The sequence below is a fragment of the Bradyrhizobium sp. genome (assembly GCF_036009065.1).
In the GTDB taxonomy this organism is placed as follows: Bacteria; Pseudomonadota; Alphaproteobacteria; order Rhizobiales; family Xanthobacteraceae; genus Bradyrhizobium.
Map to the genome: position 1 here is coordinate 1 of NZ_DASYMN010000401.1, position 24,399 is coordinate 24,399.

Below are 24,399 nucleotides of genomic sequence, written 5' to 3' on the forward strand. Positions count from 1 at the left end.
AGCTTGTGAATCTATTGATTTTTGCGTTTTCCGACATGAGTCAAATCAAAGACTTAGGACCCGCAGAAACGTCGAAATTCGAATAGATTCACAAACTCTGAGGAGCCGCGCGCTTGCGCGGCGTCTCGAAGGATGGCCGCAAGCGCTCGTGGCCATCCTTCGAGGCTCGCCGCAAGGGCGGCGAGCACCTCAGGATGACGGCAGCAAGTGTGGCGAGTCGTAGCCCGCACATAGGTCTTTATTTGACCGCGATTTCCGCGCCGGAACTACGCGTCTTTTAACCTTCGGACTGCGTACGACTCCCTGGCGCTTTCCACATCGATGATCGTCTAAAACCATTGATCCTGAGTCGAATTTTGAGATGTGTGAATCTGGTAAGGCTTGTCCCAGCCATGAGAACTAGCCAGGCCCCTCGGCCACCACCATGTAATTCACGTCCATGTCGGAGGACAGGCTCCAGCGGTCGGCGAAGGGACTGTAGACCACGCCGGCCTGCTTGGTGACGGCGAGCTTGCTGTTCTGCAGATGATGCGCGAGCTCATCGGGGGTGACGAACTTGTCCCATTGATGGGTGCCGCGAGGCAGCCAGCGCAGCACGTATTCCGCGCCGACGATGGCCAGCGCAAAGCTCTTCCAGGTGCGGTTCAAGGTCGAGATCACCATCAACCCGCCGGGCTTCAGCATCGCCGCGCAGCGGCCAAGGAACAGGCCGACATCGGTGACGTGCTCGACCACCTCCATCGCCAGCACGATGTCGAAGCGCTCGCGCACATCCATCTGCTCCACGGTGGTGCAGCGATAGTCGATCGAGAGATGCGACTTGTCGGCGTGCAGTCTTGCCGCGGCGATATTGGTGGCGGAGGGATCGACGCCGATCACCTGCGCGCCGAGCCGCGTGAACGGCTCGCACAGCAGCCCGGCGCCGCAGCCGATGTCGAGAATGCGCAGGCCGGCGAGGCAGTTCAGGCTTTTGACATTGCGGTCGAACTTGCGGCAGGCGGCGTCGCGGATATAGGTCAGCCGCAGCGGATTGATCTTGTGCAGCGGCGCCATCTTGCCGTGCGGGTCCCACCACTCGTCCGACAGTTTTGAAAATTTTGCGACTTCCTCGGGATCGACCGTGGAGACCGCAGCGCTCGAAAAATTTGACTGCATGGTCATTGATTGCGCGCGCTCCTATCGCGCGGTGATGTGGCTACGAAACTCCAGCGGGGAGGTAACTTTATCGATAGTTTTTTCCGCGTCGCCCATGGTCTCAAGCGTGACGTCGCCATAATTCAGAATACGGCCCATGATACTTTGGTTGACGTTGACGCTAGCGACCTTATCGATGCCGATCTCGAAGGTCTCACGCTTGATGAAGCCGGTCTTGTGCACCACCCTCAGGTCGGTGACGTCGGTCTCGGTGGTCCAGCGATGGAACCAGGCCGTCAGCGTCCAGTACAACGCCGCGAGCGCCGATATGGCCGCCAGTGCCAGGCAGAACAGCATCGGTGTTTCGGTCTCGAACATGCGCGAAATAACGAGGAAGGCAATTGTGGCGATCCAGGCCGCGATGGCGGGCAGATAGAATATCCAGTGCGCGTTGGTCGAATACAGCACCTTCTCGCCGGGCTGCAGGATATCGTCGATATAACGCGCCATTCTTCGCCTCAATTGCCATATCCCAGCCCAGTCCACGGCGTCCCAGCGAGACCTCCGGAACCCGGTTGCTTGCCCGCAACCGCGCCGCTATGTATACGCGCCTTTTCGCCCGCGCGTCGCTCACTTTATGCGCGGGTACAATACCGTCCTCTTCAGGGAATGCACCATTCGTCATGGGCCGCCTTGTTATGAAATTCGGCGGCACCTCCGTCGCCAGTATCGACCGCATCCGCAACGCCGCGCGCCATGTCAAGCGCGAGGTCGATGCCGGCCATGACGTAGCCGTCGTGGTCTCGGCGATGTCCGGCAAAACCAATGAACTGATCGAATGGTGCCGCGAGGCCTCGCCGATGCATGACGCGCGCGAATACGATGCCGTCGTGGCGTCCGGCGAGCAGGTCACCGCCGGGCTGCTGGCGATCGTGCTGCAAGGCTTCGGCATCCAGGCGCGCTCCTGGCAGGGCTGGCAAATACCCATCAAAACCAGCGACGCCCACGCCTCGGCGCGGATTCTCGAGATCGACGGTTCCGAACTGATCAACCGCTTCAAGGATCGCAAGGAAGTCGCCGTCCTCGCCGGCTTCCAGGGCGTCAACCCGCACACCGGCCGCATCACCACGCTTGGGCGCGGCGGCTCCGACACCTCGGCGGTGGCGATCGCCGCCGCCATCCACGCCGACCGCTGCGACGTCTACACAGACGTCGATGGCGTCTATACCACCGACCCCCGCGTGGTGCCGAAGGCGCGGCGGCTCGACAAGATCGCGTTCGAAGACATGCTGGAGTTTGCGTCGCAGGGCGCCAAGGTGCTGCAGGTGCGATCGGTGGAACTCGGGATGGTGCATAACATGCCGGTATTCGTCCGCTCGAGCTTCGACAAGCCTGAAGACATCGATCCGCTCGGCACGCCGCCGGGTACGTTGATCTGCAGCGAGGAAGAAATCATGGAAAGCCACGTCGTTACCGGGATCGCCTTTTCCAAGGACGAGGCCCAGATCTCCGTCCGCCGGATCGAGGACAAGCCCGGCGTCGCCGCGGCGATCTTCGGTCCGCTGGCGGCGGCCAACATCAATGTCGACATGATCGTGCAGAACGTCTCCGAGGACGGCGCCACCACCGACCTCACCTTCACGGTCCCGGCTTCCGATTATGTCCGCGCGCGCGACACCATCATCGGCGCCAAGGACCGGATCGGCTATGCCCGGTTCGACAGCGCCACCGATGTCGCCAAGGTCTCGGTGATCGGCAGCGGCATGCGCAGCCATGCCGGCGTCGCGGCCAAGGCGTTTGCGGCGCTCGCCGCGCGTAATATCAACATCCGCGCCATCACCACGTCCGAGATCAAATTTTCGGTGCTGATCGACGCCGCCTACACCGAACTTGCAGTGCGCACGCTGCATACGCTGTACGGGCTGGATCAGGTGTAGAGGACGTGTCCCGGACGCGGTGCAGCGTCGCTTGACGGTGCACCGCAGAGCCGGGACCCAGACTCGCAGAGAGAATGGACCCCGGCTCTGCGACGCACCGCTTCGCGAAGAGCCATAGCGCGTCGAAGACGCGCGTAAACGCGCTTACGGCGCTGCGCCGTGTTCGGGGCACACAGGATGTTGCTCCCGCCGGCAGGCGTTTTGCTTGGCAAAACAAGCCTTGATTGGCTATACGGCCAGATGAACGGGCCGCCGCGAACTGTGCCACAGTTTTGCATCGGCTGATTCGGCCGATTGCCGCGCCGGCGACGCTGCGGAAATGATAAAATCGTTGCTTTTCTGAGGGTTAGGACTGGCGTTGCCGGGGTACTGGGGCACGCCGGTTGGGCGAGGGAGGATGTCGGCACATGCGGAGCGCGTCGGGAGGTCCCCGCGTCTTGTTGAGACGGCTCCGCGAAGTGATGGCGGAGCAGGTCAGCGCCCAGGAGCGCCTCGACAAGATCGTGGTGCTGATCGCCGCCAACATGGTGGCGGAGGTGTGCTCGACCTACGTGCTGCGCGTCGATAACACGCTGGAGCTCTATGCCACCGAAGGCCTCAACCGCGACGCGGTGCACCAGACCGTGCTGAGCGCGCATGAAGGCCTGGTCGGCCTGGTCTCGAGCGAGGCGACGCCGCTCAATCTGTCGGACGCGCAGAGCCATCCGGCGTTCTCGTTCCGCCCGGAAACCGGCGAAGAAATCTATCACTCGTTCCTCGGCGTCCCCATCTTGCGCGCCGGCAATACGCTCGGCGTGCTGGTGGTGCAGAACCGCGCCAAGCGCACTTACGTCGAGGAAGAGGTCGAGGCGCTGCAGACCACCGCAATGGTGCTGGCGGAGATGATCGCCTCGGGCGAACTCTCCGCGCTGGCGCAGCCCGGCGCCGAACCCGCCGCGCGGCACTCGGTGCACAAGACCGGCGCGATCCTGTCCGACGGTATCGCGCTCGGCCATGTGGTGCTGCACGAGCCCCGGGTGGTCATCACCAACTACATCGCCGAGGACCTGCCGAAGGAAATCAAACGGCTGGATGTGGCGCTGGCAAAGCTGCGCGCCGATCTCGACCGCATGCTGGAACGCGGCGATGTCGCCGAAGGCGGCGAGCATCGCGACGTGCTGGAAGCCTACCGCATGTTCGCCAACGACCATGGCTGGTCGCACCGGTTGCACGAGGCCGTCGCGACCGGCCTCACCGCCGAGGCCGCGGTCGAGCGCGTGCAGTCCGACACCCGCGCGCGCATGCTTCGCTCGACCGATCCTTATTTGCGCGATCGGCTGCACGATCTGGAAGATCTCGGCCATCGGTTGATGCGGCAGCTGGTCGGGCAGGATCATGCGCCGTCGCGCGAGCAGCTGCCCGACAATGCCATCCTGATCGCGCGCGCGATGGGTCCCGCGGCGCTGCTCGACTACGACAGGAAAAGGCTGCGCGGGCTGGTGCTGGAGGAAGGCACTGCCAATTCCCACGTCTCGATCGTGGCGCGGGCGCTCGGCATTCCCGCGGTCGGCGAAATACCGAACGCGCCTGGAATCGCCGATCCCGGCGACGCCATCATCGTCGACGGCACGTCGGGCTCGATCTACATCCGCCCCTCGGCGGAAATCGAATCGGCCTATGCCGAGCGGGTGCGGTTTCGCGCCCGGCGCCAGGCGCAATATTCGGCGCTGCGCGACCGGCCCTGCGTGACCAAGGACGGCCAGCCGGTCGAACTGATGATCAACGCCGGGCTGATCATCGACCTGCCGCATATCGACGACACCGGCAGCGCCGGGATCGGCCTGTTCCGCACCGAACTGCAGTTCATGGTGGGCACCAGCCTGCCGCGGTCGACCGATCAGCTGCAGCTGTACCGCGCGGTGCTCGATGCCGCCGGCCCCAAGCCAGTGACCTTCCGCACGCTGGACATCGGCGGCGACAAGGCGCTGCCCTATATGGAAACCGTCACGGAAGAAAACCCGGCACTGGGCTGGCGCGCGATCCGGCTCGGCCTCGACCGTCCCGGCCTGCTGCGCGGCCAGATCCGCGCGCTGCTGCGCGCCGGCGGCGGCCGCGCCTTGCGCATCATGTTCCCGATGATTTCGGAGGTGGCCGAATTCGATTCCGCCAAGGCCATCATCGAGCGCGAACTGACCTATCTGCGCCAGCACGGCCATGCGCTGCCGGAACGCATCGACGTCGGCACCATGGTGGAAGTGCCGGCGCTGCTCTATCAGCTCGACGAACTCTTGAAGAAGGTCGATTTCGTTTCGGTCGGATCGAACGACCTGTTTCAGTTCATGTTCGCGGTCGACCGCGGCAACGCAAAAGTTTCCGAACGGTTCGACACCATGTCGGCGCCGATCCTGCGCGCGCTGCGTGACATCGTGCGCAAGGCGGACGCCGCCAAAAAATCGGCGTCGCTGTGCGGCGAGATGGCCTCGCATCCGCTGGGCGCGCTGGCGCTGATTGCGCTGGGATACCGTTCGCTGTCGCTGTCGGCCACCGCGCACGGCCCGGTCAAGGCCATGGTCCTCGACCTCGATGCCCGAAAAGCCGCGGATATGATGACGCCGCTGCTCGATGCGCCGTCCGGCAGCGTGTCGATCCGCGAGAAGTTGAAGGAATTTGCCGAGGCCGAGGGACTTTCGTTGTAGCGACGCTCCATTCGCACGACGACGCCCTTTCGCATTTTCGCAAATTGAGACGCTCCCATGTTGCCCGAAGCCAAACTCGATATTCTGCTGGCGCACCACGCCTCTCTCGAAGACCAGATCGTCGGCCAATTGAGCTCGGAAGACTATGTGCGAATTTCGCGCGAGCTCGCCGAACTCAATCCGTTGATCGACGCGGTGAAGGCGTATCGCGCCGCCAAGGCCGAGATCGCCGGCATCGACGCCATGATCGCCGACCCTTCGACGGGCGCCGACATGCGCGCCATGGCGGAAGCCGAGCATGCGACGCTGCAAGCGCGCAGCGTCGAGCTGGCGCAGCAAATCCGCGTCGCGCTATTGCCCAAAGACGCCATGGACGAGCGCAACGTCATACTCGAAATCCGCGCCGGCACCGGCGGCGACGAAGCCTCGCTGTTCGCCGGCGACCTGTTCCGGATGTATGAGCGCTTCGCAGGCCTGCAGGGCTGGAAGGTCGAGGTAATCTCGGCCAGCGACGGCACCATGGGCGGCTTCAAGGAAATCATCGCCGAGGTCCAGGGCCGCGGCGCCTTCGCCAAGCTGAAATTCGAGTCCGGCGTACACCGGGTGCAGCGGGTGCCCGACACCGAAACGCAAGGCCGTATCCATACCTCGGCCGCGACGGTGGCGGTGTTGCCCGAGGTCGAGGAGGTCGATGTCGAGATCAAGAACGACGATCTGCGCATCGAGACCATGCGCGCGGGCGGCGCCGGCGGGCAGCACGTCAACAAGACCGAATCGGCGATCCGCATCACCCACATTCCGACCGGCATCGTCGTCATGATGCAGGACAGCCGCTCGCAGCACAAAAACCGCGCCAGCGCGATGAACATCCTGCGCTCGCGGATCTATGACGCCGAGCGCCGGCGCATCGATTCGGCGCGCTCCGCCGACCGCCGCGAAAAGGTCGGCTCCGGCGACCGCTCGGAACGGATCCGCACCTATAATTTCCCGCAAGGAAGGGTCACCGATCACCGCATCAACCTGACGCTCTACAAACTGCCGCAAGTGATCGCAGGCGAAGCTCTGGGTGAGTTGATCGATGCGCTCACCACCGAGCATCAGGCGGCGCAGCTCGCCGCCCAGGGCGCCGCGGCGTGACGGACGGTCACGTGCCCGCCGCGCAGGCGGTCACGCCGCGATCCGTCGCTACGCCCCTCCGATGACAATACCCACGGCCAGTACGATGGCGCCGCCGAGCACGATCTGGAACACCGCCTGCAGGAAGGGCGTGTCCATGTAACGCGCGCGAATATAGGCGATGACCCACAGCTCGAAGAATACGACGACGCCCGCGATGGCCGTCGCAATCCAGAATGCATTGGGCCAGGTATCGGGAACGAGATAAGGCAGCGTATGCCCGAGGCCGCCGAGGGCGGTCATCAGGCCGCAGGTGCCTCCGCGCAGCCAGGGCGAGCCGCGCCCGGTCAATGATCCGTCGTCGGACAGCGCTTCGGCGAAGCCCATGCTGATGCCGGCGCCGATCGAAGCGGCGAGGCCAACCAGAAATGTCTGCCAATTCTGATGGGTCGCAAAGGCGGCGGCGAACAGCGGAGCGAGCGTGGAGACCGACCCGTCCATCAATCCGGCCAGACCCGGCTGGACGTATTGCAGGACGAACATACGCTTGCGCGTTTTGTCTTCTTCGGCGCGAGCATGGGGGCTGAGGATCTTGTCCGTCAGTTTTGACGCAAGGTGTTCGTGCCCCTTTTCCAGCTCGGCAAGATCGCCGAGCAGCTTGCGGACGCCGACATCCCGGGATTGCTCGGCGGCTTTCGCATAGAAGCGCTCGGCTTCGAACTCCATCGTCTCGGCTTCCTTGCGGATGGCGTCGAGAGATAGATTCTTGGTCAGCCAGATCGGCCGCCGGCGCAAAAATCCCTTTACATTGGCTCTCCGGATTGGCGGAAGGTTGGGCCCGAAGCGCTGCTCGAACATCTTCAGCAACATGTGGCGATGGCCTTTTTCCTCCTCGGCCATCTCCTCGAATATCCTGGCTGAATCCGGGTAACGCTCGGCGAGATCTTCGGCGAAGCTCATATAGATGCGGCTGTCTTCCTCTTCTCCGGAAATAGCGACGGCCAGCACCTCCCGTTCGGTCAAATCCGCGAAATTCTTCATCCAGCATCCCTTCGAATTTCTTTAGAATAATTCTAAAGAGATATAATTGGTCGATTTGGCCAGGTCAAATGCCGCTTCCGGAGTGATTTCGACGACGGGCAGCACCGCTTCGCGGCGCATACATGCAATGTCGTAAAAGCTACCGTGATCGCCGTGTTCATGCCGAACAAAAGCCCGCGGCGCTGCCGAAGGAAGATACGTGACCAACCCGTTCGCTGGCCGCAACGTCGAGACAGCACGCCGCGCGCTGGCGGCGCGGCTGAGGAGCGCAGAAGTGGAATCTGCCGAACTCGACGCGCGGATTCTGGTCGGCGCGCTGCTCGGTCTCGATTTCAGCGGCATCATCGCGGCGGCGGCACGGATTCTCACCGCCGGCCAAGCTGCACGTCTTGAGGACTATGCGCGGCGACGCATGGCGGGAGAGCCGGTCGCCCGTATCATCGGCGTCAAGGAATTCTGGGGACTGCCGCTGCAGATATCACCGGCGACGCTGGTTCCCAGGCCCGACACGGAAACCGTGGTCGAGGCGGCGCTGGAAATTCTGCGCGCCGAAGCAAGCTGCAATCACCCGCTTCGCATCGCCGACCTTGGCACCGGATCCGGCGCGATCTTGCTGGCGCTGTTGTCAGAACTGCCGAACGCATTCGGGATCGGCACCGACATCAGCGAGGCGGCGCTGCGGAGCGCGCGCGGCAATGCCGCCCATCTGGCATGCAGGGCACGCGCCGCTTTCGCTGCTTGCGACTATGCCGCGGCGCTAGCGGGTACGTTCGACCTGATCGTGTCGAATCCGCCCTATATCCGCTCGGCCGACATCGCCGCGCTCGACATCGAGGTGCGCGAGCACGATCCGCGCTGCGCGCTGGACGGCGGCGCCGATGGCCTGGACGCCTACCGCGTGATCGCCCCCGAAGCGATGCGGCTGCTTGCGCCCGGGGGCGCCCTGGTGGTGGAGGTCGGCCAGGGCCAAAGCGGCGATGTCGAAGGATTGATGATGGCGGCGGGGCTAACGCCCGCAGACGTCCCGAAATCCGATCTGGCGGGCATCCGCCGGGCCGTTTGGGGACGAAAATTGCCTCGATAAAGTCCTATTGGAACGCAAAAAAACCACTTGGAATATTCCCCGGGAGCGACTACGTTCCCGGCACAACGTCGGTCCAGGGTTGCTGGCCCCGTAGATGCTGCGGGTGGATGCCAGAGTTCTCTTGGTTCAAGAGAGCCCGCCCCGAGTGAAAGGTTCCAAAAGGCAGGTCCAATTGAGCGCGATGGCTGAGAGAGCTGCGCTGCTGGTGACCGCAAAGCGAACGAAAGCCTGATATTGCGCTTGAAAACTCACGCGAGAAACCTGGGCTTGTTTTGGCAGGCTGAATGATTTGGTCCGGCTGGCAATGCGCCGGCGGTTGGGGAACGCGTCTTTGTTGAACGCGACATACGGCAACACTCGATGCTGACTTGAATCGCACGGCGATTCGGCGCGCGTCGCGTGCCGTATCTGATGACTATGACAACGGCAAACACTCCAAGGCTGGTAACTTCAGGGCTGGTAACAAAGGCAAGACATGAGAAACGGTCAGAACAACAACAAGCGGATGCGTAACCGGAATAATAACAACAATAGCAATAACAATAATAACAACCGGCGCGGGCAGAACCCGATGACCCGGGTTTTCGAATCCAACGGACCCGATATCAAGATTCGTGGCACTGCCTCCCATGTTGCCGAAAAATACGTGCAACTGGCGCGCGACGCGCGAAGCTCCGGCGACCCGGTGGCGGCCGAGAATTATTACCAGCACGCCGAGCACTATTTCCGCCTGATCGCGGCAGCCCAGGAACAGTTTCGCCAGAACCAGCCGCAGCCGCGCACTGAAAATGAAATGCCGCCCGAGGAAAGCGACGACGAAAGCGAGAGTTTTTCGAATTTCGGCCAGGAGCCGGGCTTTGTTCCGGCGCAGCCGCAGCCGTTCGTGCGCGAGGGGCAGCCCTACCAGCCGCGCGAGCAGCAGCATCAATCCCGCGAATACAACAACAATCGCGACTATCGCCCGCCGCAGCAGTATCAACCGCAGCCGCAGCCGCAGCCCGTCCCGGTCGGCGACGGCGGCAGCGTCGATCGGCTGCCCTCGTTCATCACCGGGCCACAGCCGCAGATCAATGGCGGCCCCGGTTTTGAAAGCCATGGCGGCGAGCGCTTCCAGCCGCGCCGCCGCCGCCGTCCGCATGGGCCCCGTCCGGAGGGCATAGCCGCACCGGCGACGCCAGGCGACGATTTCAATCCCGGGAATGAATAGGCGACGTTATCGCGGCGTTCTATCAACGAGTCGTCCCCACGAAGGCGGGGACCCATACGCCGTGTCGTCTCGTTTCGGCACTAGGGCAGAGGCATTTTGCAATAACTAATGCCAGGGGTTATGGGTCCCGCCTTCCAGGGACGACCCGCGGAAGATCTAACTATCATCCCGTTGCAATGACGACGGCACCAGCACCGGCTCCAGCGCTGGAATAAGGCGCGTGCGTTCGCGGTGCGCTGGAATGGCGCGATAGACCTGCTTGGTCGCCTCCACAATATGCACGCCCGCGAACGGCAGCGACAGCGCTGCTCCAACGCGCTCCCACGCCATCGCCGAGCGCAGGAACCAGCCGCCTGCGACCGGCGGCATGAACAGCGCCTCGCCCCACGCCGTCGGGGTGAACCAGGTCTGCCGCAGCAATTGCGTGATCTGCGAGCGCGAATACGGCCGGCCATGACCGAACGGCGTGTTGTCGGTGCGCGTCCACACCCCGCGCCGGTTGGGGATGACCGCCATCACCCGCCCCGACGGCGCCAGCACCCGCCATACCTCGCGCAGCAGCCCTTCCGGATCGTCGGACATTTCCAGCGCGTGCGCCAGCAGGATGCGGTCGACCGCGGCGTCCGGCAGCGGCAGCGAAAATTCATCGACCAGCGTCGCCAGCGTCGGGCGCGCGGTTGGCCATTTCAGCACCCCCTGCGCCGCCGGCATGAACGCGATGCAGCGTTCGCAATCCTCGCGGAACAGGCCGAGATAGGGGGTCGGATAACCGATCCCCAGAATCCGCTGGCCCTGCGCATTGGGCCAGCACGCGTGGATGCCGCGACTGATCAGCCGCCGCGCCACAATGCCGAGGCGCCGCGAATAGAAATCCCTGAGATCGATCACGTCGATGGTCATGAATGCAATTCTATCACGGCCGGGGATGGAAGGGCGCGCCGATTATCGCATTGCCGATTGAGCGTTAACGCCATATGTCATCCGGTGGCCCTGCCGGCCAATTGGTATTACGGAGATATCATGGCTGCTGAAATCCGCCTGTTCCCCTGCCTCACCGACAACTACGGCTATCTGATCCACGATCCCGCGAGCAAGGCGACCGCGTCGATCGACGCGCCGGAAGCCGCGCCCATTATCAAGGCGCTCGAGGCCGAGGGATGGACGCTGACGGACATCCTGGTGACCCATCATCACGGCGACCATGTCGGCGGCATTGCCGAACTGAAGCAGAAATATAACTGCCGCGTGGTGGCGCCGCATGACAAGACCGCAAAAATTCCGCTGGCCGATGCGCGCGTCAAGCAGGGCGATATCGTCAAGGTCGGCACGCTGCTGGCGCGGGTGCTGGAGACGCCCGGCCACACCCTCGATCACATCGGTTATGTCTTCGACGACGAGAAAGCGCTGTTCGCCGCCGACACGCTGTTCTCGGTCGGCTGCGGTCGGGTGTTCGAGGGCACCTATCCGATGATGTGGGACTCGCTGCTCAAGCTGCGCGCGCTGCCCGACGATTTCAGGCTCTATTGCGGTCACGAATATACCGCGGCCAATATCAAATTCGCGCTGACCATCGAGCCGAACAACCCTGACCTCAAGGCCCGGGCCGAGGAAGTGGCGCGGCTGCGCGCCGCGGGCAAGCCGACCATACCGACCCTGCTCGGCGACGAGAAGAAGGCCAACGTGTTCCTGCGCGCCGACGAGCCTTCGGTCGCGGCGGCCGTGCGGTTGAAGGGCGCGAGCGCCGCCGAAATATTCGGCGAATTGCGCGAACGCAAAAACAAGTCCTGATGGATCCGGCGCCGGCCGCCGCCGACATCATCGCGCGGCTTGAATTGGAGCCGCATCCCGAAGGCGGGCATTTTCGCGAAACTTTTCGCGACGCGCGCCTTGATGCGAATGGACGTTTGGTTTCGACCGCGATCTATTTTCTGCTGGCGCGCGGCGAACGCTCGCACTGGCATCGCATCGACGCGGCCGAGATCTGGCATTTTTACGCCGGCAGTCCGCTGACCCTGCAAATTGCGGATGGCGACGGCACGCGCATCATCATTCTCGGACCGGATATTGCCGCGGGCGAAGTGCCGCAAGCCATCGTGCCCGCGCGGGCATGGCAAGCCGCGACAAGCACCGGCGACTGGACGCTGGCCGGCTGCACGGTCGCGCCGGGATTTGATTTCGCGAAGTTCGAACTGGCGCCGAAAGGCTGGATGCCGAACTCTTTACCCTCCCCTGGAGGGGGAGGGTCGACGCGCGCGTCGCGCGTGGCGGGGTGGGGTGAGGTGTTCATCCGCGGCTTCACCCCACCCCGATAAGCATCGCGCTTCGCGCGCTGCTTATCGGCCCTCCCCCTCCAGGGGAGGGTAAGAAAGAGTTCGTTTTTTCCCAATCATATCCTTGGCCGCGATCAATCCGCCGCCTGCGATCAACACCGCAGCCACCGCAATTGCGGCGCTGGGCTTTGCATAGCCCGCCAGCATCAGGAACGCCGTGGAGAGCAAGGGCGTCGCGTAGGACGCGGCCCCCAGCACGCGGATATCGCCCCGCTTCATTCCGATATCCCAGGCATAGAACGCAGCGCCCACCGGACCGATGCCGAGCGCGATGATCGCAAGCCATTGCGCCGATGTCTCGGGCCAGACCGTAATTTCGACCGCCAGATGAATCGCGGCGGCGAGGAGTGCTGTCGCAAAACAGAAACCCGCGACGGCATCGGTCGGCACGGCCTTGTGCTTGCGCGACATCACCGAATAGGCCGCCCACACGAAGGCAGCCGCGAATGCCGCGGCCAGACCGGCGATTTGCCCTTGCTCGAGATTCGCAGACGTATTGCCGGAAAACAGCAGCACGGTGCCGGCGAGCCCGAGCAGCGCGCCGACGATGTGATGGGCTTTAAGCCGCTCGCCCGGCAATAGCGACGAGAACAGCACGATCAACAGCGGCCAGAGATAGTTCAACAGCCCCGCTTCCGCAGGAGGCGCCAGCCGCAGCGCCAGGAAATACAGCGCGTGATAGCCGAACAATCCGCCGACGCCGACCATCCATACAAGCGCCGGCTGCCGCAGCGCGCGGATTGCGTCGGGCCGCGCGATCCAGTTCGCGGAAGCAGCGAGTGCGCCGATTGCAAACGTCATCGACGCCAGTTGGAACGCGGGAATGCGGCCGGTCGCCAGCGTCAGCACCGCCAGCAGAGACCACATCAGGATCGCGGTGAGGCCGATGAGCGTGGCGGTGCGGGAGGACATCAAATTTGTCATTCCGGGGCGCGAGTGAAGCGAGCGAGCCCGGAATCCATAATCCCAGTATTCACGTTCAGCATCCACACGCCGACACAGGGATTATGGATTCCGGGCCTGCGCCAAGAGGCGCATCCCGGAATGACGACGTTTAAGTCAGTCTAGGCCGCGCATCACACCATATATTGCCCGCCGTTGATCGACAGCGTCGAGCCCGTGATGGCGCCGGCCTCGTCGGCGGCGAGGAATACCACGGCGCGGGCGATTTCTTCCGGTTCGCCGAGGCGGTTGACCGGGATCAGCGGCAGGATGCTTTTCTCCAGCACCTCCTTCGGCACCGCCTGCACCATCTCGGTGTTGATATAGCCCGGGCAGATCGCGTTGACGGTGATGCCGCCCTTGGCGTTCTCCAGTGCCAACGCCTTGGTGAAGCCGATGTCGCCCGCCTTGGCCGCGGAATAATTGACCTGGCCGAACTGGCCCTTCTGGCCGTTGATCGAGGAGATGTTGATGACGCGGCCGAATTTTCGCGACCGCATGCCTTCGATCACCTGACGCGTCATGTTGAACAGCGAGCCGAGATTGGTGTTGATCACGGCGTTCCACTGATCCAGCGTCATCTTGTGGAACGCGCCGTCCTTGGTGATGCCGGCGTTGTTGATGAGGACATCGACCGGGCCGAGGTCGGCTTCGACCTGCTTGACGCCGGCGGCGCAGGCGTCGAACGAGCTGACATCCCATTTGTAAACCGGAATGCCGGTTTCGGATTTGAATTTTTCCGCCGCCGCGTCATTGCCGGCATAGCTTGCCGCGACCTTGTATCCGGCGTCCTTCAACGCCTTGCTGATCGCAGCGCCGATGCCTCGCGTTCCGCCCGTCACCAATGCAACACGTGCCATAACGATTCCTCCCTGGACTTTTTTTAGTTGGACCGGAATTATTCCGGCAATAAAGCGGACTTCAAGAACAAAATGCCCGGCGCGGGGCCGGGCATTGCAGTTTAGCAAAACGAAGTGCGATTGCTCGATGATTTTTTCATCCTGCTCAACGCACCCTGCTTCGGTAAGTTCAATCGCGGGCGAGGCACATGGCGATGCCCATGCCGCCGCCGATGCACAGCGTGGCGAGGCCCTTCTTGGCATCGCGCTTCTGCATCTCATGCAGCAACGTCACCAGCACGCGCGCGCCGGAGGCGCCGACCGGATGGCCGATCGCGATCGCACCGCCATTGACGTTGACCTTAGCCGTATCCCAGCCGAGGTCCTTGTTGACCGCGCAGGCCTGCGCCGCGAAGGCTTCGTTGGCCTCGATCAGATCGAGATCGCCGATGCTCCAGCCGGCCTTCTTCAGCGCTGCGCGCGAGGCCGGGATCGGCCCGGTGCCCATGATCTTCGGGTCGACGCCGGCCTGGCCCCACGACACGATGCGGGCCAGCACGGTCTTGCCTTCCTTGGCGGCTTGCTTCGCCGTCATCAGCACCACCGCGGCGGCGCCGTCATTGATGCCGGAGGCCGAGCCCGCGGTGACGGTGCCGTCCTTCTCGAACGCCGGCCTGAGCTTGCCCATCGCCTCGACGGTGGCGCCATGGCGCGGATATTCGTCGTCGCTGACGATGATGTCGCCCTTGCGGGACTTGATGGTGACCGGAACGATCTCGTCCTTGAACTTGCCGGCCTTCTGCGCGGCTTCCGCCTTGTTCTGCGAGGCGACGGCGAACTCATCCTGCTGCTGGCGCGTGATCTGGTACTGCTTGGCGACGTTCTCGGCGGTGTTGCCCATGTGGTAGCCGTTAAAAGCGTCCCACAGCCCGTCCTTGATCATGGTGTCGACGAACTCGATCGGACCCATCTTGGTGCCGCCGCGCAGATACTGCGCGTGCGGGGCCATGCTCATGGATTCCTGGCCGCCCGCGACTACGATCTCCGAATCGCCGTTGAGCAGCGCCTGATAGCCCAGCGCCACGGTGCGCAGGCCGGAGCCGCACAACTGGTTGACGCCCCAGGCCGGGCTTTCCACCGGAATTCCGGCGGCGATCGAGGCCTGACGGGCCGGGTTTTGGCCCTGCGCCGCGGTCAGGATCTGCCCCATGATGACCTCGGAGACCCGCGCGGGCTCGATGCCGCCGCGCTCCAGCGCGGCTCTGATGGCGATCGCTCCCAGATCATGGGCGGGCATGGTGGCGAACGCGCCGTTGAAACTTCCTACCGGGGTGCGGGCGGCGCTGACGATGACGACATCGTCTGACATGGACATCTCCTGATTTTGAGTTCTTTGGCTCGAGGCCTTGGACGGCGGCCGCCGGGGTGGGGCCCTGTCTCGCCCTATCCTGTTAAGCTAGTGCTGGCGTGTCAATCTACCAGAGGGCGAAAATCATGCCGTGGTGCAATCAGACCCGTTCTCGTCGCCATTTCCTCAGCGATGCCTATGCTTTGGAATTAACCGTGGTGCACAAAACGGTAGCCGAACCCCGTTGAAAATGCTTACTTTGCTGCGATGCGTTGCTCCAAGCCCTTCGGCGAAGCCGTCGGGTTCCTTGTCCCCGGTATGGTTGTGTGAGCCCATGGCGAAATCAGAAACACCTACGACGATCAAGAAATACGCGAACCGGCGGCTCTATAATACCGGCACCAGCACCTACGTCACGCTCGAGGACCTGGCGGCGATGGTAAAAGACGGTGAAGACTTCCTCGTCTACGACGCCAAGACCGGCGATGACATCACCCGCTCGGTGCTGGCGCAGATCATCTTCGAACAGGAAAACAAGGCCGGACAGAACCTGCTGCCGACCACTTTCCTGCGCCAGCTGATCCGGTTTTACGGCGACAGCATGCAGATGGTCGTGCCGAAATATCTGGAGCAGTCGATCGACATGCTGACCCGCGAGCAGGAAAAATTCCGCAAGCAGATGACCAACACGTTCAGCATGACGCCGTTCGCGTCGCTGGAAGAGCACGTCCGCCGCAACATGGAATTGTTTCAGCAGACATTCTCGATGTTCAAGCCGTTCGCGCCGCCGCGCGGCGGCAACTCGGCGCCGCCCGAGCCCGAGAAGCTTGGCAGCGAGCCCGCCGACGCCGGCAACATCGAAGACCTGCGCCGCCAGATGAAAGACATGCAGGACCGCCTCGAGCGGATGTCGAAAGAACCGAAGAGCGAGTAGGTCCGCCGTGCCCCGGATGCTGCACAACGCGCCGCCTCTTCGCGGCGTGGTGCGCTGCTAAGCCGGGGCCGCAACGAGGTTTGATCTGTCATGCGCGGGTTGACCCGCGCATCCATCATCTTCGCAAGACTCTTGTCCAGAGAGATGGATGGCCGGGTCAAGCCCGGCCATGACGCTTCAATTTGTGACGGTCCCGGCTCTGCGGTGCACCGTGAAGAACGCTGCACCGCGTCCGGGACACGAAGCGGTTACCCTGCCGCCGGTAGTACCGCCGCCGTAGCCTGCGACTGCCACGGCCGATCCGATGATGCGAGCCCGATCAGCCGGCCCTGGATGTAATCGCAGCCCCAGCCCTGCAGCATCGACGCGGATTCCTCATCCTGCACCCATTCGGCGACGGTCTTGATGCCGAGCCGGCGTGCCAGATCGATCAGCGTCTGCACGAACGCACGATCATCCGCCGAGCGCGCGATATTCTGCACGAAGGCGCCGTCGATCTTCACGATATCGACGCCGAGCTTGCGCAAATTGCGGAACGAGGTGTAGCCGGCGCCGAAATCGTCGATCGCAATCTTGCTGCCGAAATTCTTCAGCCGGGTGACGAAGCCGCGGACGTCGTCGATATCCTGGATCGCGACGGTTTCGGTGATCTCGACGATCAGCCGCTCGGCGACTCCGGGATGCGCGCGCATCAGCGATTCAATCGAAGCCCACCAGTCCGGATCCATCGTGGTATCAGGTGAAATGTTGAGGCTGAGGCGCACGCTTGGCGCCGCTGCAAGCTCTGCGACCACCAGTTCGAGCACGCGGTGATCGACCAGCCGGATCAGGCCGAGCTTTTCCGCCACCGGCACGATGTCCGGCGCCAGCAGAAACTGCCCGTCGTCCTGCTGCATGCGGACCAGGCATTCATGGAACGCCGGCTCGCGAGTCCGCGCGTCGACCACCGGCTCGAACGCCATCACGATGCGGCGCTCGTTTAGCGCGGTGACGATCTCGTCGGTGACGCGGATGTTGACGCGGCGCTGGGCGTCGCGCTCGACATTCGGCCGCCACACCAGAAACGAACCGGCGCGGCGGCGCTTGGCCATGTCGAGGGTTTCCTGGGCGCGATTGATCGCCTCGTCGGCGTTGCGCGCGTAGCGCGGCACGCTGACCGCGCCGATCGAGGCGGTCACCGATACCGGGCCGGACTTGGTCGGCACGACGTCATCGCGGATGCCCGCCAGAAACCGTTCGGCCGCGACATTCATGTCGTCGACGGTGCAGTTCTTCAGCACCAGCCCGAACTTGTTGCCGGAGAATCGTCCGAGCACGTCGCCGCCGCGCAAGCGCGCGCGAATGCGTTTGGCGACATCGCAGATCACCTGGTCGGCGACGTCGAAGCCGAAGGCGTCGTTGATGCGCGCCAGATGATCGATGCCGATCAGCATGAAGGCAAACGACGAGCGGAAGCGCATGGCTTCCTCGATCGATTCGGCCAAGGAGGCGATCAGGTGGGTGCGGTTGAGTTCGCCGGTCAACGGATCGTGCCGCGACAGTTTTAAAAGTTGCTCGTCGCGGGCGTGGCGTTCGTTGTCGATGCGGACGATGCCCTGCACGCGCGCCGGCTTGCCATCGGCGCCGGCAAACCAGCAGCCGGATTCCTCGATCCACAGCACCGGGCGGGATGTGCTGGCGCGCACGCCATATTCGATCCGGTAGGGCACCCCATCGCCGCGGTCCACCGCGGACGATCCGGTCAGCGCGTCGGTCCGGATCGAGCGCGCCGGCTCGATCAATTTCGCGAAATCGCTGCCGGTCGAAAGCGCCGCGGCGGGGATATCGGGGAATACCGAGGCGAGGTGATCAGTCCAGGCGATTTGGTCGCTGGCGATGTCCCAGACAAACGCGGCCTGGCCGAGACAGGCCAGGATGGCGGAGGCTTGCGGAGGCACGGATGTCAAAGTCGCCTCGTTTCGGGACGTGGCCCTGTGATTCTCAACCGGATGATAATGCGGACCCGGCCGCGGACCCTAGGCAAAACTCTCTAAATAATTCGAAAAGCCGGTTCCGGGCCGGCAAAAAGCGCGCGGCATGGGCCTTGCGATGATGTGTAGGCGAGGGACGCAATGTCCCGAAACGAGACACAGAATCGGATTTTCGATGACAATTGCCGAGGTCAGCCGGGTAACCTTCAACGCACAGCCGACCGAGAGCGGCGCCGACGCCCCGGCGAAGGCCGCGAGCGTCGCGCTGGTGCCGGTCGTTGCCACGCCACGGCGGCTCACGCCGGCCGCTCCTGGTCTGACCCGGCCCGATCCGTCTTTCGTGGTTCATTTGATTGCGATGGCCGAGCAGAGCCCGCAAACGCGGATGCTGCGGCGCGCGGCACCCGCGGACGCACAGGCGGCGTACCGCTCGGTGGCCAATCAAAACCAGCCCATGCTTCCGCCGGGCATCCGGATGCGGCATAGCGCCTGATCAGCGCGGCGGGGTGTCCGGCGAGGGATGTGCGCCGTCGTTGGGCTGCAATCCCGGCGACCTGATCTCCGGTGACGTCCTGACGATATCGACAGGGTGCGGTGTCGTCGGTTCCGGGCGGTCGAGCAGTACCGATTCCGCGACGGTGGCCGCCGGCGGCACCGACGGCGCGGGCTCCGGATCGAGCCGCGGCCCTTCGGTCTCGATATCGCGCTGTCGTTTGTTTCTGGAAACCGTCGCATCAGCCGGTGCGAGGCGCGCATTGCGCCGCGCCCGCAGCGCGATGCCCGACAAGAAGTCCACCAACGCCAGCAGGGTCAACAGAAAATAGGTCGAGGTGCCGAACTGCGGCAGCATCACGAATTCAGCGGCCGCGCCGGCAAACACCAGCAGCGACAGCAGGTGGTCCATGAAGTATTTCGAGCCGGGCCGCGCGCCCTTGATGACCTCGAACAGCAACAACAGGATGCCGAGCGCGATCAGGGCATCGCTAAGCGTCACCGGCCATGCCGCGCCGGACACCAGCGTCAGCGTGAACAGCGGCGCCGCAAACGACACGCCGGGCATCAGAAAGACGATGATGTTGCAGATCGCAAGCGGGATCAGAAGCAGCGGGAAACCGATCATGGACATCGGGCCTTTTCTTCAAGCAGGAGAACCCCAGGCACTTTCGGACGAAGCTCGAGCCGGACGCACCTTATCCCACCAGTTGGAGCGAATTCGGGCGTACAAATATTTTTGCCGGAATTCGCCTGCCCGCACGTTCCCGTTCATCCGCGCCGTAGGGCGGCGCCGCTGGAACCCGGATCAGGATTCCTTCTTGGCCTTCAGAACCTGCCGGCCCTTGTACATGCCGGTCTTCAGATCGAGGTGATGCGGCCGGCGCAATTCCCCGGAATCCTTATCCTCGGCGTAAGTCGGCTTCTTGATGGCATCCGCCGAGCGGCGCATGCCACGTCGTGAGGGCGATGTTTTTCTTCTCGGAACGGCCATATCGAAAGTCCTTGCAGGGGTGTTGTCGAAAGGCATCGCCCGAAGCGGACGGCCCGGCGCTGTGACGCGGGCTGATATGCCGATAAGGCCGCGCTTATAGAGGATGGAGTGACCCAAAGCTAGGTTCAAAATAAGTGAAAATCGGCTCAAAAACCGCGATTTTCGGCCCAGCAACGTCTCAGTCCGGCGGCCTGCGCCCGCACCATATAGATCCCGGCCAGACGGCGCACGCCCGGGCCTGGATTGCGGGCGCTTCGGGCCACCGGATTGGGCAGGATCGCTGCCAGCAGCGCGGCCTCGCGGGCCGACAGGCTGGAGGCGGGACGGCCGAAGGCGTAGGCAGAGCCTGCTTGCGCGCCGAACTGCCCGGACGGCCCGAGCTCAGCGATATTCAGGTAGATTTCCAGGATCCGCTGCTTCGGCAGCACGAGGTCGATCCACAGCGCGAGCGGGAATTCCAGCGCCTTGCGGAGCAGGCTTCGGCCCTGCCACAGGAACAGGTTTTTCGCCACCTGCTGGGTGATGGTGGAGCCGCCGCGCCCCACCTCGCCGTCTTCCGCGTCGTCGATCACATCGCGCAACGCATCCCAGTCGATGCCGCGATGGCTGCAGAATTTCGCGTCCTCGGACGCCACCACCGAACGCGGCAGCGCCGGCGACATCGACGCCAGATCGACCCATTGCCGCGACACCGGCGCGCCGGTGACCCAGCGCCACGCCATCAGCGTCGAAACCGGATGGCCGACGCGATACAGCGGCGCCAGCAGATAGGGCAACAGGAGGACCAGCAGCACGATCAGGAACAGGTTGCGGACGATGCGCAAAAATGGGCCTTTGGGTTGATGGCAATGCCTTGCACTGGCGCAATCTGCCGAGATGTCCGGAAATTCTAGCGCATTTCAAGGCGGTTAAGGTTTCCAGGCGGATGGGCGAACGGGCATTGCCCGTGGAATTGACGAAGCCGGTGCCATGAACGATTGTCCCGCCGACTTCGATCGGAGCCTGCTTTTAATGACGACTGCCACCGCATCCGCCGACTTTGCCAAACGACTGGACCAGACCGCGGAGGAAACCGAGACCCTGCTCGGACGGCTTTTGTCCGACACGCTGCTGCCTGACGAAATCGCCCGCCCGAAACGATTGATGGACGCGATGCGCTATTCGTCGCTCGGCGGCGGAAAACGGCTGCGGCCGTTTCTGGTGGTGGAAAGTTCCGCCGTGTTCGGCGTCTGCCGCGAGGCGGCGCTGCTGGCCGGCGCCGCGCTGGAATGCATCCACTGCTATTCGCTGATCCACGACGACCTGCCGGCGATGGACAACAGCGATCTGCGCCGCGGCCGTCCCACACTGCACAAGAAAACCGATGACGCCACCGCGATTCTCGCGGGCGACGGATTGCTGACGCTGGCTTTCGATATCGTTACACGCGATGAGATTCACAAAGACCCCACCGTTCGTCTGCTGCTGACGCGTGCGCTGGCGCGCGCCTCGGGAATCGGCGGCATGGTGGGCGGCCAGATGCTCGATCTTGCCGGCGAAGGCCGCTTCGGGGACCGCGAGCCGGTCGATGTCGCGCGCCTGCAGCAGATGAAGACCGGCGCGTTGCTGCGCTATGGCTCCATCGCCGGCGCCATTCTTGGTCAATCCTCGCAAGCCGAATATCAGGCGCTCGACGATTACGGGCGCGCGCTCGGCGAAGCTTTCCAGATCGCCGACGACCTGCTCGACGTGGAAGGCGACGCCGCGTCGCTGGGCAAGCCCGCCGGCGCCGACGCGGCGCTCGGCAAGACCACCTTCGTCACCCAGCTCGGCGTTGATGGCGCAAAAAAACGCGTGCGCGATCTGCTGGCAAAAGCGGATGCCGCCTTGTCGATCTTCGGTGCGAAGGGCGAGGTGCTGCGCGCCGCCGCGCGGTTCGTCGCCGAACGCAAGAACTGAAGACGCGGATGGCGCGCAAGGACGACAAGGATCCGGGTCTTGCGCGCTTCAAGAAAATGTCGACGCCTATCCGCGTGGTGTATGCGCGGCCGCGTACCTTCATCTCCATTGCGGTCGGCGTCCTCGCATTTTTTCTGCTGCCGCAATCGTTGCGGCTGGTAACGCGGCTGCTGGTCGGCTGGGACATCTTCGTCGCGCTCTATCTGGTGCTCGTCTACTCTCTGGTCTTCAGCAGCGGGCTCGCGCATATCCGTCGTAACGCCATCCTGCAGGACGACGGCCGCTTTCTGATCCTGCTGGTGACGGCGCTCGGCGCTTTCGCCAGCATCGCCGCCATCATCTTCGGGCTCGATGATCAGCATCGCAGTTCGCCGGAACTGGCGCTGGCGACCGCGACCATTGCGCTGTCATGGGCGGCGGTGCACACCACCTTCGCGCTGCACTACGCCCACGAATATTACCGCGGCGACAAGCCCGGCGGCCTGGATTTTCCGTCCGGCCATGCAGATGAAAAGCCGGATTATTGGGATTTCGTATACTTCTCGTTCGTGATCGGCATGACCGCGCAGGTCTCGGACGTCGGCGTCACCGACAAGATCATCCGCCGCACCGCGACAGTACATGGGATCATCTCGTTCGTGTTCAATACGGCGCTGGTGGCGCTGATGGTCAACATCGCTGCGAGTGCGATCTGATGCGCGCTTACTTCGGTCTACGCCCGCTAGGCGACATGCACCCATCGTCTGCTTACACCAACGGGATCGTCGCTTGATTTCACTTCGTTTTTATATTGCTCAATTTCTGCATCATCCACGTCGGCGTCACTCATAGCGTAGCTCACCCGGCGCAAGATCGGCCAAAGTTGATTGCCCAAATCTGCCAGTTCAACTTTTATGTTTGGGTACTTGGATATCTGCGCAGATGCCTGTTGCGACAATTGCTCCGTGAGGCGCTTGGTAAACATCGCCTCGAACAGTTCCTTTGAGCGTCGTAATCCGTCCGTGGTGAACTCCACCGATTTCGCCTTGCCAACCGGATTCTCGATCATTCCCTTTTCGTGTAATCGGCTCAATGCATCCCAATCGAAGCCCTTCCAGGCGCGATACTGATCGTGAAGGGTAAGATAAAGCAGCGCCAACACTGTGTCGTCGATCCGGTCGGTGTCGAGCGCCATCGCAATATCTCCCGCAAATGGATAATCGCGCAATTTTAGCCCGATCGGAGATGTCTTTGCCACGTCCGCAAGGCAGCCTGCGACCGAAGCGCGCATGGTCCCGGCCGGCAAGCGCCATCATTGCGTTCAAGCGAGCGCCGCGATGCCCTGTTCCATTCGCCATCGACCGATCCGGTCAGGCAGCCGACCCGGCGCAACTCGGTTTGCACCGATTTTGCGAGCTCGACCGCGGACAGCCCGGGCGCCGACGCACTGGATAGCGCTGCAACTTTGCTGTCCTGTTTTGTGTCCTGCGGTCTGCCCGCCGTGGGCTTGCCCGCCGGAGTTGGGTCCGCGGCACGGTCATCCATGCCGACTTTTTCGGTGGCATCCTTGTCCGCCGCAGCATCCTCGAACGCGACGCGCTTCTGTTCGGCCGCGCCGGCTTGTTGCTGCACTGCTTGCTGGGCGTTCTCGGCGGCGACGCGCGCTGCCTCCGCGGCTTTCGCGGCGGCTGCGTTTGTCTGCTGCGTTTGTTGCGCGCCCTCGGTGGCCCGCCGCGCGCGCTCCCGCTCGGCCAGCCGCGCCTTCGCGGTCGCAGCCACGCGCGTATCTTCCGCGGCGATCTTGGCCAACTGAAGTCTGGCCAGATTAGCGTAGAATCCCTCCGGATATTGCGCCAGGAACGCGTTCAAGGCATCCTTGTTGCCGATCTGCAGCGCCAGTTCGTAGTCCTTCCAGCGGCAAGCCCGCGTATGACGCGGCGTATGTTGAAGCGTCTTGCTAAATTCCAAATTCGAATTTCAAACAGCCAAGCCTCTGCGTTCTCGCGGCGCAATGCGTCCGAGGTATGCCAGTCCCTCGCGAACTCAAGCGAGGGGGTGGAGCGGCGGGAGGCGCCAGGGCACCAACGGGCACCCTTGGAGGCGGGATTAACGTACCCACCTCGCGCGGCAAGGCTACCGCGCGCGCCCAGTGACGTAGGGCGCAGCGCCTCCCGGCGCTCCACCTTGACCACCGGCCTGTCGACCGTTCCGGGGCGCCCCGGTCCAGCCAGCTTTCGCTCTGTCCGCTGAAAGGATCGCTTCTAGAACGCGCTCCTCATCGGACAGGACGCCAGCAGGATAAGGGAGGTTTTGGGGTGTTGGATAGGCATACATTCACAATGTCGTGAACGGCGGTTTGCAGACTTCGTGCCGAGGATTATCCGGGACTTGACACAGGCTCCGGCCAGTTGGGCGGCATTGTCGAGATTGACGAAACGT

22 protein-coding genes and 2 pseudogenes are annotated in these 24,399 nt (G+C 63.4%); 11 read left to right on the plus strand and 13 right to left on the minus strand.

The window, feature by feature from the left end; translation table 11 throughout:
- Positions 1–399 precede the first annotated feature (399 nt).
- Both ubiG and VGP39_RS24305 read right to left on the minus strand, forming a co-directional pair.
- Positions 400–1,161, minus strand: coding sequence for a bifunctional 2-polyprenyl-6-hydroxyphenol methylase/3-demethylubiquinol 3-O-methyltransferase UbiG (gene ubiG / locus VGP39_RS24300; RefSeq protein WP_327570640.1), 762 nt, complete (start codon positions 1,159–1,161; stop codon positions 400–402).
- Between the two features lie 15 nt (positions 1,162–1,176).
- The gene (locus tag VGP39_RS24305) at positions 1,177–1,644 is read right to left on the minus strand and encodes a PH domain-containing protein (protein WP_327570641.1); all 468 of its coding nucleotides are present in this window, start codon (positions 1,642–1,644) and stop codon (positions 1,177–1,179) included.
- Between the two features lie 173 nt (positions 1,645–1,817).
- Between VGP39_RS24305 and VGP39_RS24310 the strand changes: the two genes are divergently transcribed.
- The 3 genes from VGP39_RS24310 (at position 1,818) to prfA (ending at position 6,883) form a co-directional block, all read left to right on the plus strand.
- Positions 1,818–3,071 carry an aspartate kinase gene (locus VGP39_RS24310; RefSeq protein WP_327570642.1) on the plus strand — a complete coding sequence of 418 codons (1,254 nt, stop codon included), beginning with the start codon at positions 1,818–1,820 and terminating at the stop codon, positions 3,069–3,071.
- A 407-nt stretch (positions 3,072–3,478) separates the two neighbouring features.
- Positions 3,479–5,746 carry a phosphoenolpyruvate--protein phosphotransferase gene (gene ptsP, locus VGP39_RS24315; RefSeq protein WP_327570643.1) on the plus strand — a complete coding sequence of 756 codons (2,268 nt, stop codon included), beginning with the start codon at positions 3,479–3,481 and terminating at the stop codon, positions 5,744–5,746.
- 57 nt (positions 5,747–5,803) lie between these two features.
- Positions 5,804–6,883, plus strand: a complete 1,080-nt coding sequence (gene prfA / locus VGP39_RS24320; protein WP_327570644.1) for a peptide chain release factor 1 — start codon at positions 5,804–5,806, stop codon at positions 6,881–6,883.
- 48 nt (positions 6,884–6,931) lie between these two features.
- Here prfA and mbfA read toward each other — a convergent pair whose 3' ends face one another.
- Positions 6,932–7,903 (minus strand): iron exporter MbfA, encoded by a 972-nt coding sequence (gene mbfA, locus VGP39_RS24325; protein ID WP_327570645.1) that lies wholly within the window; start codon positions 7,901–7,903, stop codon positions 6,932–6,934.
- Positions 7,904–8,102: 199 nt separating this feature from the next.
- Here mbfA and prmC point away from each other — a divergent pair, with 199 nt between their 5' ends.
- Both prmC and VGP39_RS24335 read left to right on the plus strand, forming a co-directional pair.
- The gene (gene prmC, locus VGP39_RS24330) at positions 8,103–8,987 is read left to right on the plus strand and encodes a peptide chain release factor N(5)-glutamine methyltransferase (protein ID WP_327570646.1); all 885 of its coding nucleotides are present in this window, start codon (positions 8,103–8,105) and stop codon (positions 8,985–8,987) included.
- Positions 8,988–9,462: 475 nt separating this feature from the next.
- Positions 9,463–10,194 (plus strand): DUF4167 domain-containing protein, encoded by a 732-nt coding sequence (locus VGP39_RS24335; RefSeq protein WP_327570647.1) that lies wholly within the window; start codon positions 9,463–9,465, stop codon positions 10,192–10,194.
- Positions 10,195–10,350: 156 nt separating this feature from the next.
- Here the strand turns inward: VGP39_RS24335 and VGP39_RS24340 are convergent, their stop codons facing one another.
- Positions 10,351–11,094, minus strand: a complete 744-nt coding sequence (locus VGP39_RS24340; RefSeq protein ID WP_327570648.1) for a methyltransferase domain-containing protein — start codon at positions 11,092–11,094, stop codon at positions 10,351–10,353.
- Between the two features lie 120 nt (positions 11,095–11,214).
- Between VGP39_RS24340 and gloB the strand changes: the two genes are divergently transcribed.
- Together gloB and VGP39_RS24350 are read left to right on the plus strand one after the other, a co-directional pair.
- A complete protein-coding gene (gene gloB / locus VGP39_RS24345) occupies positions 11,215–11,982 on the plus strand; it encodes a hydroxyacylglutathione hydrolase (protein WP_327570649.1) in 768 nt (255 codons plus the stop codon).
- Positions 11,982–12,407 (plus strand): annotated as a pseudogene (locus VGP39_RS24350) (cupin domain-containing protein); the annotation flags it as partial. The gene gloB and the pseudogene VGP39_RS24350, both read left to right, overlap by 1 nt.
- 120 nt (positions 12,408–12,527) lie before the next feature.
- Here VGP39_RS24350 and VGP39_RS24355 read toward each other — a convergent pair.
- From VGP39_RS24355 to VGP39_RS24365, 3 genes are all read right to left on the minus strand, one after another.
- Positions 12,528–13,436: a DMT family transporter gene (locus tag VGP39_RS24355; protein ID WP_327570650.1), complete on the minus strand. Its 909-nt coding sequence runs from the start codon at positions 13,434–13,436 to the stop codon at positions 12,528–12,530.
- Positions 13,437–13,600: 164 nt separating this feature from the next.
- Entirely contained in the window at positions 13,601–14,326 is a 726-nt protein-coding gene (phbB, locus tag VGP39_RS24360) for an acetoacetyl-CoA reductase (protein ID WP_327570651.1), read from the minus strand.
- Between the two features lie 169 nt (positions 14,327–14,495).
- A complete protein-coding gene (locus tag VGP39_RS24365) occupies positions 14,496–15,674 on the minus strand; it encodes an acetyl-CoA C-acetyltransferase (RefSeq protein ID WP_327570652.1) in 1,179 nt (392 codons plus the stop codon).
- Between the two features lie 313 nt (positions 15,675–15,987).
- Between VGP39_RS24365 and phaR the strand changes: the two genes are divergently transcribed.
- The gene (phaR, locus tag VGP39_RS24370) at positions 15,988–16,587 is read left to right on the plus strand and encodes a polyhydroxyalkanoate synthesis repressor PhaR (RefSeq protein ID WP_327570653.1); all 600 of its coding nucleotides are present in this window, start codon (positions 15,988–15,990) and stop codon (positions 16,585–16,587) included.
- A gap of 248 nt (positions 16,588–16,835) precedes the next feature.
- Here the strand turns inward: phaR and VGP39_RS24375 are convergent, their stop codons facing one another.
- Positions 16,836–18,533: a bifunctional diguanylate cyclase/phosphodiesterase gene (locus tag VGP39_RS24375; RefSeq protein ID WP_327570654.1), complete on the minus strand. Its 1,698-nt coding sequence runs from the start codon at positions 18,531–18,533 to the stop codon at positions 16,836–16,838.
- Positions 18,534–18,732: 199 nt separating this feature from the next.
- Between VGP39_RS24375 and VGP39_RS24380 the strand changes: the two genes are divergently transcribed.
- Positions 18,733–19,050: a hypothetical protein gene (locus VGP39_RS24380; protein ID WP_327570655.1), complete on the plus strand. Its 318-nt coding sequence runs from the start codon at positions 18,733–18,735 to the stop codon at positions 19,048–19,050.
- Here the strand turns inward: VGP39_RS24380 and VGP39_RS24385 are convergent, their stop codons facing one another.
- The 3 genes from VGP39_RS24385 to mtgA form a co-directional block, all read right to left on the minus strand.
- Positions 19,051–19,683: a hypothetical protein gene (locus tag VGP39_RS24385; RefSeq protein WP_327570656.1), complete on the minus strand. Its 633-nt coding sequence runs from the start codon at positions 19,681–19,683 to the stop codon at positions 19,051–19,053.
- A gap of 174 nt (positions 19,684–19,857) precedes the next feature.
- Positions 19,858–20,043, minus strand: a complete 186-nt coding sequence (gene rpmF, locus VGP39_RS24390) for a 50S ribosomal protein L32 (RefSeq protein ID WP_327570657.1) — start codon at positions 20,041–20,043, stop codon at positions 19,858–19,860.
- A 146-nt stretch (positions 20,044–20,189) separates the two neighbouring features.
- Entirely contained in the window at positions 20,190–20,867 is a 678-nt protein-coding gene (gene mtgA, locus VGP39_RS24395) for a monofunctional biosynthetic peptidoglycan transglycosylase (protein WP_327570658.1), read from the minus strand.
- Between the two features lie 187 nt (positions 20,868–21,054).
- On the opposite strand from mtgA, the gene VGP39_RS24400 reads away from it, so the two are divergent.
- Positions 21,055–21,981 (plus strand): farnesyl diphosphate synthase, encoded by a 927-nt coding sequence (locus tag VGP39_RS24400; protein ID WP_327570659.1) that lies wholly within the window; start codon positions 21,055–21,057, stop codon positions 21,979–21,981.
- An 8-nt stretch (positions 21,982–21,989) separates the two neighbouring features.
- Complete coding sequence (locus VGP39_RS24405; protein WP_327570660.1) at positions 21,990–22,676, plus strand: DUF1345 domain-containing protein; 687 nt, start codon at positions 21,990–21,992, stop codon at positions 22,674–22,676.
- Between the two features lie 257 nt (positions 22,677–22,933).
- Here the strand turns inward: VGP39_RS24405 and VGP39_RS24410 are convergent.
- Together VGP39_RS24410 and VGP39_RS24415 are read right to left on the minus strand one after the other, a co-directional pair.
- Positions 22,934–23,155: pseudogene (locus VGP39_RS24410) on the minus strand (DUF6429 family protein); the annotation flags it as partial.
- A gap of 35 nt (positions 23,156–23,190) precedes the next feature.
- Positions 23,191–23,928 (minus strand): hypothetical protein, encoded by a 738-nt coding sequence (locus tag VGP39_RS24415; RefSeq protein ID WP_327570661.1) that lies wholly within the window; start codon positions 23,926–23,928, stop codon positions 23,191–23,193.
- Between the last annotated feature and the right edge of the window lie 471 nt (positions 23,929–24,399).

What these genes read in the sequence shown, in the direction of transcription:
- ubiG (WP_327570640.1), bottom strand. Translation starts at nt 1,161, where the DNA reads ATGACCATGCAGTCAAATTTTTCGAGCGCTGCGGTCTCCACGGTCGAT.
- VGP39_RS24305 (WP_327570641.1), bottom strand. Translation starts at nt 1,644, where the DNA reads ATGGCGCGTTATATCGACGATATCCTGCAGCCCGGCGAGAAGGTGCTG.
- VGP39_RS24310 (WP_327570642.1), top strand. Translation starts at nt 1,818, where the DNA reads ATGGGCCGCCTTGTTATGAAATTCGGCGGCACCTCCGTCGCCAGTATC.
- ptsP (WP_327570643.1), top strand. Translation starts at nt 3,479, where the DNA reads ATGCGGAGCGCGTCGGGAGGTCCCCGCGTCTTGTTGAGACGGCTCCGC.
- prfA (WP_327570644.1), top strand. Translation starts at nt 5,804, where the DNA reads ATGTTGCCCGAAGCCAAACTCGATATTCTGCTGGCGCACCACGCCTCT.
- mbfA (WP_327570645.1), bottom strand. Translation starts at nt 7,903, where the DNA reads ATGAAGAATTTCGCGGATTTGACCGAACGGGAGGTGCTGGCCGTCGCT.
- VGP39_RS24335 (WP_327570647.1), top strand. Translation starts at nt 9,463, where the DNA reads ATGAGAAACGGTCAGAACAACAACAAGCGGATGCGTAACCGGAATAAT.
- VGP39_RS24340 (WP_327570648.1), bottom strand. Translation starts at nt 11,094, where the DNA reads ATGACCATCGACGTGATCGATCTCAGGGATTTCTATTCGCGGCGCCTC.
- gloB (WP_327570649.1), top strand. Translation starts at nt 11,215, where the DNA reads ATGGCTGCTGAAATCCGCCTGTTCCCCTGCCTCACCGACAACTACGGC.
- VGP39_RS24355 (WP_327570650.1), bottom strand. Translation starts at nt 13,436, where the DNA reads ATGTCCTCCCGCACCGCCACGCTCATCGGCCTCACCGCGATCCTGATG.
- phbB (WP_327570651.1), bottom strand. Translation starts at nt 14,326, where the DNA reads ATGGCACGTGTTGCATTGGTGACGGGCGGAACGCGAGGCATCGGCGCT.
- VGP39_RS24365 (WP_327570652.1), bottom strand. Translation starts at nt 15,674, where the DNA reads ATGTCAGACGATGTCGTCATCGTCAGCGCCGCCCGCACCCCGGTAGGA.
- phaR (WP_327570653.1), top strand. Translation starts at nt 15,988, where the DNA reads ATGGCGAAATCAGAAACACCTACGACGATCAAGAAATACGCGAACCGG.
- VGP39_RS24380 (WP_327570655.1), top strand. Translation starts at nt 18,733, where the DNA reads ATGACAATTGCCGAGGTCAGCCGGGTAACCTTCAACGCACAGCCGACC.
- VGP39_RS24385 (WP_327570656.1), bottom strand. Translation starts at nt 19,683, where the DNA reads ATGTCCATGATCGGTTTCCCGCTGCTTCTGATCCCGCTTGCGATCTGC.
- rpmF (WP_327570657.1), bottom strand. Translation starts at nt 20,043, where the DNA reads ATGGCCGTTCCGAGAAGAAAAACATCGCCCTCACGACGTGGCATGCGC.
- VGP39_RS24400 (WP_327570659.1), top strand. Translation starts at nt 21,055, where the DNA reads ATGACGACTGCCACCGCATCCGCCGACTTTGCCAAACGACTGGACCAG.
- VGP39_RS24405 (WP_327570660.1), top strand. Translation starts at nt 21,990, where the DNA reads ATGGCGCGCAAGGACGACAAGGATCCGGGTCTTGCGCGCTTCAAGAAA.